Origin of the sequence: Microbacterium sp. Nx66 (assembly GCF_904066215.1) — a bacterium.
GTDB lineage: Bacteria > Actinomycetota > Actinomycetes > Actinomycetales > Microbacteriaceae > Microbacterium > Microbacterium meiriae.
Genome location: NZ_LR880474.1, coordinates 2,848,495 through 2,861,034, shown reverse-complemented (window position 1 = coordinate 2,861,034; position 12,540 = coordinate 2,848,495). Strand labels below are relative to the sequence as shown.

Annotated in this window: 11 protein-coding genes; 7 read left to right on the top strand and 4 right to left on the bottom strand. The window is 70.2% G+C overall.

Going from position 1 to position 12,540, the window contains the following annotated elements; translation table 11 throughout:
- Positions 1 to 11: 11 nt before the first annotated feature.
- Both MICNX66_RS13810 and MICNX66_RS13805 read right to left on the bottom strand, forming a co-directional pair.
- Positions 12 to 1,451: a purine-cytosine permease family protein gene (locus MICNX66_RS13810; RefSeq protein ID WP_187662341.1), complete on the bottom strand. Its 1,440-nt coding sequence runs from the start codon at positions 1,449 to 1,451 to the stop codon at positions 12 to 14.
- A gap of 67 nt (positions 1,452 to 1,518) precedes the next feature.
- Positions 1,519 to 2,802, bottom strand: coding sequence for a M18 family aminopeptidase (locus MICNX66_RS13805; protein WP_187662340.1), 1,284 nt, complete (start codon positions 2,800 to 2,802; stop codon positions 1,519 to 1,521).
- A gap of 238 nt (positions 2,803 to 3,040) precedes the next feature.
- On the opposite strand from MICNX66_RS13805, the gene MICNX66_RS13800 reads away from it, so the two are divergent.
- The gene (locus MICNX66_RS13800) at positions 3,041 to 3,904 is read left to right on the top strand and encodes an EamA family transporter (protein ID WP_187662339.1); all 864 of its coding nucleotides are present in this window, start codon (positions 3,041 to 3,043) and stop codon (positions 3,902 to 3,904) included.
- Positions 3,905 to 3,913: 9 nt separating this feature from the next.
- On the opposite strand, the gene MICNX66_RS13795 is transcribed toward MICNX66_RS13800, so the two are convergent.
- Positions 3,914 to 4,567 carry a response regulator gene (locus MICNX66_RS13795; protein ID WP_232089094.1) on the bottom strand — a complete coding sequence of 218 codons (654 nt, stop codon included), beginning with the start codon at positions 4,565 to 4,567 and terminating at the stop codon, positions 3,914 to 3,916.
- A 226-nt stretch (positions 4,568 to 4,793) separates the two neighbouring features.
- On the opposite strand from MICNX66_RS13795, the gene MICNX66_RS13790 reads away from it, so the two are divergent.
- Positions 4,794 to 5,936: a sensor histidine kinase gene (locus tag MICNX66_RS13790; RefSeq protein WP_187662338.1), complete on the top strand. Its 1,143-nt coding sequence runs from the start codon at positions 4,794 to 4,796 to the stop codon at positions 5,934 to 5,936.
- Positions 5,937 to 6,150: 214 nt separating this feature from the next.
- Here MICNX66_RS13790 and MICNX66_RS13785 read toward each other — a convergent pair whose 3' ends face one another.
- Positions 6,151 to 6,894 (bottom strand): GntR family transcriptional regulator, encoded by a 744-nt coding sequence (locus MICNX66_RS13785; RefSeq protein ID WP_232089093.1) that lies wholly within the window; start codon positions 6,892 to 6,894, stop codon positions 6,151 to 6,153.
- Between the two features lie 170 nt (positions 6,895 to 7,064).
- On the opposite strand from MICNX66_RS13785, the gene phnD reads away from it, so the two are divergent.
- The 5 genes from phnD to MICNX66_RS13760 are packed head-to-tail and all read left to right on the top strand — an operon-like array spanning position 7,065 to position 12,537.
- On the top strand, positions 7,065 to 7,988 hold the full coding sequence (phnD, locus tag MICNX66_RS13780) for a phosphate/phosphite/phosphonate ABC transporter substrate-binding protein (protein ID WP_187662337.1): 924 nt from the start codon (positions 7,065 to 7,067) through the stop codon (positions 7,986 to 7,988).
- 28 nt (positions 7,989 to 8,016) lie between these two features.
- On the top strand, positions 8,017 to 8,844 hold the full coding sequence (gene phnC, locus MICNX66_RS13775; protein ID WP_187662336.1) for a phosphonate ABC transporter ATP-binding protein: 828 nt from the start codon (positions 8,017 to 8,019) through the stop codon (positions 8,842 to 8,844).
- Positions 8,841 to 10,694 (top strand): phosphonate ABC transporter, permease protein PhnE, encoded by a 1,854-nt coding sequence (gene phnE, locus MICNX66_RS13770; protein ID WP_232089092.1) that lies wholly within the window; start codon positions 8,841 to 8,843, stop codon positions 10,692 to 10,694. The genes phnC and phnE overlap by 4 nt, the downstream gene beginning before the upstream one ends.
- The gene (locus tag MICNX66_RS13765) at positions 10,691 to 11,830 is read left to right on the top strand and encodes a TIGR03364 family FAD-dependent oxidoreductase (protein ID WP_187662335.1); all 1,140 of its coding nucleotides are present in this window, start codon (positions 10,691 to 10,693) and stop codon (positions 11,828 to 11,830) included. The genes phnE and MICNX66_RS13765 overlap by 4 nt, the downstream gene beginning before the upstream one ends.
- Positions 11,827 to 12,537: an HAD family hydrolase gene (locus MICNX66_RS13760; protein ID WP_187662334.1), complete on the top strand. Its 711-nt coding sequence runs from the start codon at positions 11,827 to 11,829 to the stop codon at positions 12,535 to 12,537. Before MICNX66_RS13765 ends, MICNX66_RS13760 begins: the two co-directional genes overlap by 4 nt.
- Positions 12,538 to 12,540: the final 3 nt, after the last annotated feature.

Sequence of the window (12,540 nt, the reverse complement as noted above, 5' to 3'; positions counted from 1 at the left end):
TGTCGAAGGGCTCACGACTCCTGCCGCCGGATCCTCCCCGCCCGGGCGAACCAGGTCACGAGGAACGACAGCACCAGCGCCACGAACACCCCGAGGTTCGCGTACGCCCAGTCCCCGTCCGTCCCGCCGACGAGGAACAGGAGGTACCCCTGCCAGTTGTTCCACGGCGCGGCGTCCGCGAAGCCGTTGAGGACGAGACCCCAGCCGATCACGCTCGCGACGACCATGGTGCCGATGGACGTCCAGTCCCAGGCACCGTAGCGTCCGCGGCTGTCGAAGAGGGCCTCGTCGTCATAGTCCTTGCGACGGCGCAGGATGTCGGCGATGAGGATGCCGGCCCAGGAGGCCAGCGGCACGCCGAGGGTGATGAGGAAGCTCTGGAACGGGCCGAGGAAGTCGGTCGCGAAGAACACCACGAAGATGGTGCCCGCCGTGAGGATCGCGCCGTCGATCGCCGCCGCCGACGGCCGCGGGATGCGGATGCCGAGGCTGAGCAGGGTCAGGCCGGAGGAGTAGATGCCGAGCACCGCGCCGGAGACGAGCGCGAGCACGGCCGTGAACAGGAACGGCACGAGGACCCACACCGGAAGGATGCTCGCCAGCGCGCCGATCGGGTCCGCGGCGATCGCGTCCATGAGCTCGGCGTCCGATCCCGCGAGGAGCAGACCGAAGACGACGAGGATGACCGGTGCCACCGAGCCGCCGATCGTGTTCCAGGCGACGATCGCCCCGTCGGACGCGGTGCGCTTCTGGTAGCGCGACCAGTCCGCGGCGATGTTGATCCACCCCAGTCCGAACCCGGTCATCACCATCACGAGCGCGCCGACGACCTGGCCGATGCCGCCGTCGGGACGGGCCATCACCGCAGCGAGGTCGATGCTCGGCGCCGCCAGGATGATGTACACCACCGTCACGACGCCCGTGATCCAGGTCAGCACCGACTGGAGCCGCATGATCGTGTGGTAGCCGAGCACCGAGGCGGCGACGATGAGTGCCGCGACGATCACGGTCGCGAGGATCTTCAGCCAGAGGCTGTCCCCGTCGCCGCCGAGCTGCGTGATGACCGTCGCCGTCGCCAGTACCGCCATGATCGCGAGGAAGGTCTCCCAGCCGATCGACGTGAGCCAGGACACGATCCCGGGGACCTTCTGCCCCTGGACGCCGAACGCGGCCCGGGAGAGCACCATCGTCGGCGCCGACCCCCGCTTGCCCGCGATCGCGATGAGTCCGCACAGCAGGAATGACACGACGATGCCGACGACTGAGACCAAAGTCGCCTGCCAGAAGGAGATGCCGAAGTCGAGCACGAACGAGCCGTAGGACATCCCGAACACCGAGACGTTCGCCGCGAACCACGGCCAGAACAGGTCGCGGGGCGTGGCGGTCCGCTCGGACTCGGGGATGATCTCGATGCCTGCGCGCTCGATGAGAGCCGGCCTGATGTCGGTCATCCTCACATCCTGGCACTCCGCGAGCGCACTCGTGACGTGGATCAGGGCACCGCGCCGGGCGCTCGGCTCAGCCGGCGAAGAAAGCCCCGGCCACGCGCGTCAGGTCGTGCAGGTCCGAGACCCCGGCGAGCTCGCGCGCGGAGTGCATCGAGAGGATGGGGATCCCCACGTCGACCGTGCGGATGCCGAGCCGTGTCGCGGTGATCGGTCCGATGGTCGAGCCGCACGGCACGCTGTTGTTCGAGACGAACTCCTGCGTCACCACCCCGGCCCGATCGCACCAGTTCCGCCAGGACGCGGCGCCGACCGCATCGGTCGCGTAGCGCTGGTTGGCGTTGAGCTTGAGGATGGGCCCGGAGCCGAGCACGGGCTGAACGACGGGGTCGTGTCGGCCGACGTAGTTCGGGTGCACGGAGTGCCCGACGTCGCTGGACAGGCACCACGACGACGCGTACGCCTGGCGGCGGGCGGAGCCGTCGGCCCCGAGCCCTGCGTAGAGCCGCTCCAGCACATCCTCGAGGAAGGGGCCCGCGGCGCCGGAGCGCGACTCGGAGCCGAGCTCTTCGTGGTCGAACGCGGCGAGGATCGCGACGGGGGCTCCCGCCTCGGGTTCATGGGCCGCGAGGGCCACCACGCCCGCGTGCACGGAGGCGAGGTCGTCGAGCCGGCCGGAGGCGAAGAACGCGTCGTCCTTGCCGAACACCGCGCCCCGCGCGGCATCGGCGACGACGACGTCGTAGCCGCGGATCTCTGCGGGGTCCACGGCGGCGGATGCCGCGAGCTCGGCCAGCACGTCGGCCTCGGTCGGGTCGCCGAGACCCCACACCGGCTGCGTCTCGGTCTGCTTGTCGAGCGCGAGGCCGTTGTTGACCCCCCGATCGAGGTGGATGGCGAGCTGGGGGAGGCGCAGCAGGGCTCCGGTGTCGGCGAGGACGACCCGACCGTCGGCGAGGGCGAGCCGGCCGGCGAGGCGCAGCTCCCGGTCGAGCCAGGAGTTCAGCAGCGGACCGCCGTACACCTCGACGGCGGCCTGCAGCCAGCCGCGGGCTCCGGTGGTCGGCTGTGGCTTGAGCTTGAAGCCGGGGGAGTCGGTGTGCGCCCCGAACACCTGCACGGGCGTCGTGGCGGTCGCCCCCTCCGGCACCACCCACGCGATCGTCGCGCCGTCGCGGACCACGAGGTACCGGCCTCCGGGCTGCGCGGGCCAGGCGTCCTCCTCCTGCAACCGTGTGAATCCGGCCTCCTCCAGACGGCGGGCCGTCTCGGCGGCTGCGTGATAGCTCGACGGGGAGGCGGCGACGAAGTCGGCGAGGTCCTCGGCGTGGGCGAGGGCGTCCGGGGTGACGGGCATGGCGTGACCTTCCTGCGCGGGGTGTCCTTCGAGCGTAGTCGCGCCCCGTCACGAACCCCGTCTCGCGGCCTTCCCGGTCGGGGATAGGGTGGTGGCGATAGCGCCTAGGGTTCCGGGGTCTCCACCCGTCTGGTCCGAGCGGCGCCACGGTCCTCTTCCGCAGGAGGGTCGTCATCTGACAGGACAAAAGCCCGGAGGACCCGATTCGTCGCGCCCGCGGCGGAGGGAAGGGTCTGCCGTGTCCGCCGTCGCTCTCGTCCTCGTCCTCGCCGCCGCGATCGCCCACGCGTCCTGGAACGTCATCGCGCACGGCATCAGCCGCGCCGGCTCGCCGTTCCTGTGGTGGGGTGCCGTCGCCAGCACGGTCGTCTGGATCGGGGCCGTGCCGTTCACGGGCGGACTCGGTGCGGCCGACCTCGGCTCGTTCGCGCTCGGAGTCTCCGTCTCCGCGGTCCTGCACGTCGCCTACATGGCCGTGCTGCAGCGCGGCTACCGGGAGGGCAGTCTGTCGACGGTCTACGCGACGGCGCGGGGCACCGGGCCTTTCCTCTCGGTCATCGTCGCCGTGCTCCTGCTCGGGGAACGCCCCTCGGCCCTGGCGCTCGTCGGCGTCGCCGCGGTGATCGTCGGGGTCGTCGCGATCGGGTTCGTCGACCGCCGGCCGGCAGGGAGCGGGCGCCGCATCGACCCCGGTCTGCTGTTCGGCGCCCTCACCGGCGTGGCGATCGCGGTCTACACGATCTGGGACGCCCACGCGGTGCGCGAGTGGGAGCTGTCACCCGTGGCGTTCATGGTCGGCACCACGCTGCTGCAGGTGCCGTTCTACTCCGTGGCGGTTCGTGGACGATGGGGTGCGGTCGTGGCGCTGGGGCGCACGCAGTGGCGCCGCATCCTGGCCTTCGGCATCCTGTCGCCGCTGTCCTACATCCTCGTGCTGACCGCCATCCAGATCGCTCCCGTGGCCCTCGTCGCACCGCTGCGGGAGGTCAGCGTCGTGCTCGTGAGCCTGTTCGGCGCCTTCGTCCTGCGCGAGTCCCGGCCGGGATGGCGGATGGGCGCCTCGCTGATCGTCCTCGTCGGGATCGTGCTGCTCGCGCTCTGAGGCCGCGTCTCAGCGGAAGGTGACGAGTCCGGCGTGGGCGGCCGTGACGAGGATCTGCACGCGGTCGCGCAGGTGCCACTTCGACATCATGCGGCCGAGGTGGGCCTTCACCGTCCCCTCCGAGACGATGAGCGCCTTCGCGATCTCGGCATTGGACATGCCCTTCGCGAGGCACTGGAGCACCTCCTCCTCGCGCTCGGTGAGCGGTTCGAGGGTCTCCGCGGCTGCGGTGGGAGTGGAGTCGCGCACGTGGCGGATCAACATCGACGCGATGCGGGGCGACAGCGAGCTCGCTCCGGCGAACACCTCGCGAACACCCGTGACGATCTCCTCCGCGCTGGAATCCTTCAGCAGGTAGCCGGAGGCGCCGGCGCTCAGCATGGGCAGCACGGTGTCGCTGCCGTCGAGCGTGGTGACGGCGAGGATGCGGACGTCCGGCCATCGTTCGGCGATCGCCGCGGTCGCTTCGATGCCGTTCATCTCCGGCATCTGGACGTCCATCATCACGACGTCCGGCTTCTCGCGCTCGACCGTCGTGAGGGCCTCCAGGCCGTCCTCCGCCTGCGCCACGACCGTGATCTCGGGCGCGCGCGACACGAAGTGCGACAGCGCGGAGCGGACCAGAGGATCGTCATCGACGATCACGACGCGGATTTCCTGCATGGAGGAAGCCTAACGGCGTGAAGCGGGCGCTCTGAGGATGTAGACCTTTGGCTATCGAGGTCTGGACGAAGGCCAGATGTGCGCTCCGCGCGCCGCCGAGAAGATGAATACAGACATCGACAAACGGCACTAGAACGGAGGTGAATGTAATGACTTTCTGGCAGCAGGTTGGCAAGCTTTTCGGTTTCACTCGCTAGGATAGCTGGCGAATAGGAGACAGTGCACCATGGCCTTAGACCAGTCAAAACGGGCGGTGCCTGATATTTTCCGACTCGCACGCGGCGAACGCCTCACACGCGTAGAGAGCATCGTCATCCTCGCGATCATCAGCGTGATGGTTGCGATCGACGTCTTCACTCTTTTCACGGACCCCACCGTGAATCCCCTCGCCTCCGCGGTGAGCATCGCCTCGACTCTCGCTACCGCTCTGTTCCTCTGGTCGCCTCTGATCGCCACCTGTGCGATCGGCATCGTTCTGGTGGCCTCGTTCTTCACGGGGACCGAATCGCAGGTCCTCATCACCGCCGCCCTGGCGTCTGCGCTGGTCATGCGCCTGGGGTGGACCCCTCTTGTCCTCTCCTACACGGGAGTCTTTCTCGTCGCTGCGTCCGTCATGGCCTACGGCGACTCGGACGTCCCGGTCAACGTCGGCATCTACCTGATCGCGGCCACCGTCGCCGGGGCCATCGGCCTCGGACTCCGGCTGGCCTTCGACCGCGGACGTCGCCTCGAGCACGAGCTGGAGGCAGCGGCTGAGCAGGAACGGGAAGCCGTCCTCGCCGAGCGACGATGGATCGCCGGCGAGCTGCACGACAGCATCGCGCACCACCTCACCGTGGTGTCGCTGCACGTACAGATGCTCGAAGACCCCGACGCCAGCGATGGCTCCCGGGAGGCGATCCGCGTCGCCGCCCGCAAGGCCATGACAGACCTCCGTTTCGTGATCGACCTCGCCGACGACGGCCCGCGCGCTGCGGGCATGCCGACCGGTGACCTCGTCGCCGCGGTCGAGGAAGCGCGGACCGAATTCGAAGCGGCCGGGCACGACGTCATCCTCGACGGCGACCCCGGCGACGAGCGCATTCCCCGCGCGGTCGAGATCGTGCTCGCGCGCATCGTGCGCGAGTCGGCCACGAACGTCCTGAAGTATGCCGGCCCCGGAACCGTCGAGATCCGTCTCGCGGTGGACGACGACAAGGCGCACCTCTCACTGCGCAGTCCGCTCCCCACGACGCCGCGTCGGGAGCTATCCTCCAGTCGGACCGGCCTGGGGCGGATGGCCGAACGCGTGATGGGCGCCAGCGGCGAGTTCAGCGCCGGGGAGGTGGACGGACACTGGCTCGTGTCCGCCGTGTTGCCGGTGGTCTGAGCCCCGCGTATCCTGAGACGACGCCCGTGATTCCGCCCCCGAGGCCGTAGACGAAAGTCTACGAGTGTCTCGACATTCGGCACTTCAGAGGCTTCGCGGCGCCGACATATCCTGAAGGCTCCCCAGATAAAGCGTCCCCAGCGCTGCGATCGCGGGCGCGATCTTTCTGGCTTCTTACACTCCCGCGCCCGCGGTCGCGAATCTGTCTCCGGCCTCAGCCGCCCACTGCTCTCATGTAGTGTCCGTCCGTCGATATCCCGGACGCCGCCACGGTGAAGCGCACCACCTCGCTGAGGTAGCGGTCCTCCGATGCCTCGAAGATGCGCCCCTCGGCGTCCCGCGACGTGCGCGTCAGCCGCAGGATGGGCGTTCCTCGCGGCACGCGGAGAAGCGCGGCGTCCTGATCGTCGGCGGCGACGGCGTCGATGACGTGCTGCAGTGCGACGATCGGATGCCCGACCGACGCGAGGTACTCGGTGATCGACACCGCATCGAGGTCGATCTCGAACAGCCGACGGCCGACGTCCTCGGTGTACGCGAGGCGCTCCAGCATCGTGGGACGGCCGTCGAGGAGCCGCAGACGCACCACGCTCACGATGGTGTCGTCGCGTCCGACACCCAGCGCCGGGCCGAGATCGCCCGCGCGCCGCAGACTCAGCTCCTGCGTCTGCGCGCCAGGGGTGACGCCGAGGTCGCGCGCCCATCGGGTGAACGGGACGGAGACGTCCACGGCCTGATTCGCTTTGCGCGCCACCACGCGCGCCGGCCGGCCGCGGGTCGTCTCGATGAGGCCTTCCGCGCGAAGGGCCGCCAGCGCGTTGCGGATCGGACCGCGCGACGTGCGCCAGTGCTCCGCGAGCTCGGCTTCCGTGGGCACGTCATCGCCGGGGCGGAGCGTGCCGTCCGCGATCCGCGAACGGAGGTCGTCGGCGATCTGGGTGTACACAGCTTCGGCCACATAGGTACATTACTTCGTCCGGTCACAGGGTCGCGAGGGTGTTGTGGCGCTGTTCATCCAGGCGAATGGCGGGTGAACGCCGACTGAACTCTTCTGAGATAGGTATACATCTCAGCGAGGCTGCTGGGAGAGTCGTCCGTGGATCACTCCTCCCACCCTGAAAGGTCCTCATGAAGCTCCGCGCTCTCCCCGCCCTCGCCGGCGCTGCGATCCTCGCGTTCGGCCTCGCCGCCTGCTCCGGATCGGCCGATGCCACCGACGCCCCCGGCGACGCACAGTCGGCCGGTGGATTCGCCGTCGACGAGAACACCCTCGTCTTCGGCGTCGTCCCCGACTCGGTGGACACCGAGACGAACTACCAGCCGCTCATGGACTACATCGCCGAGGTCACCGGCAAGACCGTCGAGTACCACGAGTCCACCGACTACGCCGCGCTCATCGAGGCCGCCGTCGCCGGGAAGGTCGACGTCGCCTCGTTCTCCGGATTCACCTACGTCACCGCGACCAACAACGGCGCGAAGCTCACCCCGATCTCGTCCATCGTCACCGAGGAGGGCCAGGAGCCCGGCTACTACTCGCAGGCGATCGTCCCGGCGGACAGCGACATCTCCAGCCTCGAGGACTTCGCGGGCAAGAAGGTGTGCTTCGTGGACCCCTCGTCCACCTCCGGCTACCTCTTCCCGTCGTACAACCTCATCGAGGCGGGCGTGGACCCGAAGTCCGACATCACGCCCGTGTTCGCGGGCAAGCACGACGTGAGCGTGCAGAAGGTCGGCGAGGGCGTCGAGTGCGAGGCCGGTTTCGCCGAGGACTCCGAGGTCGAGAAGTCCGACAAGGTGAAGGTCATCGCCGAGACCATGGTCCCGGGTGCTCCGCTCGTCTACTCCTCGTCCCTGCCGGATGACGTGGCGAAGCAGCTCGTCGACGCCCTCGGCGAGGTCACGATCGACGACATCATCGCGGCGGGCATCGACAGCGCGGACTCCGACGCGTTCCGCAGCGTGTTCTTCGCCACCAAGCCGGTGGACGACGCCTACTACGACCTCATCCGCGACATCTGCGCCGAGACCGAAGCCGAGCAGTGCCAGGGCTGACGCCCCGCGCCTGACGACAGGAGAAGCCATGACCGCGGCATCCGACACCCTCATCCGCCTCGCCGGCGTCACCAAGACCTTCGGCAGCACCACCGCCCTGAAGGACGTCACGCTCGAGGTGGCGCGGGGAGAGATCGTCGTGCTGCTCGGGCTCTCCGGTTCCGGCAAGTCCACGCTGCTGCGCCATCTCGACGGCCTGGAGCTCCCCAGCTCCGGGTCGGTCGAGGTGCTCGGCGCATCCGTTCCCTCGACGAAAGGTCGGGCGCTGCGGGAACTCCGCAGCAGCGTGGGCTTCATCTTCCAGCAGTTCGAGCTCGTGCCCTCCCTGACCGTTCTGGAGAACGTGCTGACCGGATCGCTGTCGCGGATGCGCGGCCCGCGGCTCGGGCTGTGGAGCTACCCCCGCGCCACGAAGCTGACCGCGCTGGAGCACCTCGATCGCGTCGGCCTCCTCGACCGTGCCTATCAGCGCAGCGACACCCTGTCCGGGGGTCAGCAGCAGCGGGTGGCGATCGCCCGGGCGCTCATGCAGAAGCCGGCGATCCTCCTCGCCGACGAGCCCGTCGCCTCGCTCGATCCGGAGTCGAGCGAGCAGGTGATGGCCCTCATCCGCGAGATCGCCGCCGACGAAGGACTCACCGTCGTGTGCAGCCTCCACCAGGTCGACCTCGCGATCAGCTGGGCCGACCGGATCGTGGGTCTCCGACACGGCGAGGTCGTCCTGGACACCCCGACGGACGGACTCTCCAAAGCCGAGGTGATGGAGATCTACGGCCGCGTCGCGACGACGACGGCGGAGATCCGTGCCGTGCAGGTGGAGCTCGTCGACGCCGTGACCGCGGTGGGGGCGTCATGACGGCGGTGGGGGCGTCGACACGGGGCGCTTCGACAGGCTCAGCGACCCAGGGCGGCGGCTCAGCGACCCAGGGCGGCGGCTCAGCGACCCAGGGCGGCGGCTCAGCGACCCAGGGTGGCGGCTCAGCGACCCGGGGCGGCGGCTCAGCGACCCGGGGTGGCGGGAGCGTCGCGGAGCGGGTGCCGAAGCGGCCGCTGTCCGCGCAGCGCATCGCAGCGGGACTCACTCTCCTCGTCCTCGTCGTGCTCGGCATCCTCGCGGTGCGCGACGTGGGGATCTCGATCCCGGCGATGGTCCAGAGCTGGGGCAACGCCGAGAACTTCCTCGGCCGCGTCGGCGGGCTCTCCTTCCCCGCGCCGGCCGACCTCGCCTGGCTCATCGCGCTGACCGTCGGCCTCGTGCTCGTCGGCACGCTGCTCGCGGCCGTGCTCTCCGTGCCCATCGCCTACCTCGCCGCCGCCAACACCACCCCGGGCGCGGGCTGGCGCGCGGCCGCCCGATTCATCGGCGTCCTCACCCGCGCGCTGCCGGACGTGGTGCTGGCCATGGCGTTCGTGCTCATGTTCTCGCTCGGCACGCTGCCCGGCATCCTCGCCATCGGCATCCACTCGATCGGCATGATCTCCAAGATGTTCGCGGACGCCATCGAGCAGATCGACGAAGGGCCACGTCTCGCGATCCGCGCCGCGGGGGGCTCGAAGCTGCAGGAGTTCACGGCGGGCATCCTCCCGCAGGTGCTGCCGAGCTGGGTGGCCACAGTGCTGCACCGCAACGACATCAATCTGCGCGGGAGCGTCGTGCTCGGCTACGTGGGCGTCGCCGGCCTCGGGCTCGAGATGTCCTACGCCTTCAAGTCGCTGAACTACGGCAAGGGCCTCGGGATCGCGCTCGTGATCTTCGTGCTCTGCATCGTGATGGAGATCGTCTCGAGCACGGTGCGCGGCGCGATGCTCGGCGAGCAGAAGCAGACGCGGTCCTGGATGGACCGGATCGTGCATCCGCGCATGCGCCGGCGGCCGTCCGCCTCCGCCGCCGATCGCCCCGCGTGGGCGGAGAGCCCGCAGACCGCGGTGCGCCGTCCGTGGACCGCCCAGCGGGTGCGTCACACGGCCGCCGGGATCGTCGCGGTCCTCGTCGTGGTCGGCAGCGTCGTCGTGAGCCAGATCACCTGGTCCGACCTGTTCACCTTCTGGGCGAAGCTGCCCGACGTCGCCGCCCGGTTCTGGCCGCCGTCGTTCGGCAGCTACGACACGGTCGCGATGCTGGAGGCCATGCGGGAGACCGTCGCGATCGCGCTCGCGGCCACCGTCCTCACCCTCCTGCCGTCGCTGCTGCTCGGCTCGTTCGCCGCGCGCAACGTGGCCCCGCATGCCGCAGGGCGCGGCACCGCCCGTCTGCTCCTCGTGGGCATCCGCGGCATCCCCGAGCTCATCCTCGCCATCGTCCTCGTCGTCATCACGGGTCTCGGCGCGCAGGCCGGCGTCATCGCGCTCGCGATCGGCGGGATCGGACTGCTCGGCAAGCTCATCGCCGACTCCTTCGAGGAGGTCGACCGCGGGCCCGAGCGCGCTCTGCGGGCGGTGGGCGCCACCCGGATGCAGACGTACACGTCGGCCACGCTGACGCAGGGCACCCGCGCGCTCATCGGGCACAGCTTCTACATGCTCGACACCAACATCCGCGCAGCCACGATCCTCGGCATCGTCGGCGGCGGCGGGGTCGGCTACTACCTGCTGAACGCCAGCCAGGGCTCGCGCTACGAGACGGTGACCGCGATCGTGCTGATGATCCTCGTGACCGTGCTCGCCGTCGAGGGGCTCGCGATGTGGATGAGGAAGGTGTTCCGATGAACGGGGCGAAGCAGAACCCCGACGTCGTCGTCGTCGGTGCAGGCATCGTCGGACTCGGGGCCGCGTACGCGGCCGTGCGCCGGGGGCTCCGCGTCGTCGTGGTCGACCGCAGCGCGGCCCCGACCGGCGCCACGATCCGGAACTTCGGTCACCTCTGCATCGGCGCGCAGGGCGGGGAGGCGCGGCGATACGCGAATGCCTCGCGCGATCTCTGGCTGCAGCTCGCCAGGGACGCGGGCTTCTGGATCCGCGAGTCGGGCACGCTCGTCGCGGCCCGGCATGAGGACGAGCTCGCCGTGATGACCGCGGCGGCGCAGGACGGCGGCATCCGGATGCTGGAGGCCGATGAGCTCCTCCGCCGCGCCCCGCTGCGTCGGGACGGCCTCGTCGGCGGCGCCCTCATCGAGGCCGACCTGCAGACGGACCCGCGGACCGCGGCGACGGCCATCGTGCGGCACCTGACGGCCCGGGGCGTCGAGTTCCGCTTCCGCACGGCGGTGACGGCGCTCGGCGCAGGGCGGGTGGAGACCACGCGCGGTGCGATCGACGCGGGGGCCGTCGTGGTGGCGGTCAACCACGACATCGATCAGCTCCTGCCCGAGGTCGCCGAGCGCCACGGCGTGATGCGTTGTGCGCTCGACATGATGCGGGCGGCGGTCTCGTTCCCGCGACCGCTGACCGCGCCCCTGCTGACCGGCTGGTCCCTCATCCGGTACGGGAGGTTCGCCGATGGACCGGAGGCCCGAGTCCTGCGCGAGCGTCTGCACGCCGAGCGCCCCGACCTCGCGGCCCTCGACCTCAACCAGATGTACACGCAGCTTCCCGACGGCACGCTCATCCTGGGTGACTCGCATGCCACCGCCGCCGCCCCCTCACCGTTCCAGCCCGAGGCCGCGTTCACCGCGTTCCTCAGCGAGGCCGAGGCCCTGTTCGAGTGGGGTGCACCACGGATCATCGAGCGGTGGCAGGGCGTGTACGCGAAAGCCCCCGGCGAGTTCCTCGTCGACCGCGGAGACGACGGTGCGCTCGTGCTCGCCGCCACCACCGGCATCGGCATGACCTGCGGCCTCGGGCTCGCCGACCTGCACCTCACCGCCGCCCTCGGCGGCACCCCTGCTCTGGAAGGAACCCCATGACCACTCCCATCGAACTCGTCGTCCTCGACATGGCCGGCACCACCGTCGTGGACGACGGCGTGGTGGAGCAGGCGTTCCAGCGCGCCGCCGAACGCACCGGCGTCGCCGCACGGCTGCCCTGGGACGATGCCCTCGGCTATGTCAGGAAGACCATGGGACAGTCCAAGCTCGATGTCTTCCTGCACCTGGCCGACGGCGATGCGGTCGCGGCACGGCAGGCCACCGCGGCGTTCGAGGCCGCGTACGCCGAGATCGTCGCCGAAGACGGCGTCGCGGAGATCCCCGGGGCGGCGGACGCGATCCAGGGCTTGAAGGACGCCGGGCTCACCGTCGCACTGACCACCGGGTTCGCGCCGGTCACCCGACAGGCGATCCTCGACGGCCTCGGGTGGGGAGGGCTCATCGACCTCGCGCTCTCCCCGGTCGACGCCGGCCGCGGACGCCCCGCGCCCGACCTCGTCCTCACCGCCCTTCTGCGCACGGGAGCGTCCGCGGTGCAGGCTGTGGCCGTCGCCGGCGACACCGTGAGCGACGTCGAGTCGGGCCGCCGCGCGGGTGCCGGTTTCGTCGCAGGAGTGCTCACCGGCGCCCACGATCGCGCGGCTCTGAGCGGAGCGGGCGCCCACGCCGTGCTCCCCGACGTCACGGCGCTGCGGGGGGCTCTGGCCCAGCGAGAGCTCCTTCCCGCTGCCGTCGCCTCCGTCTGAGAG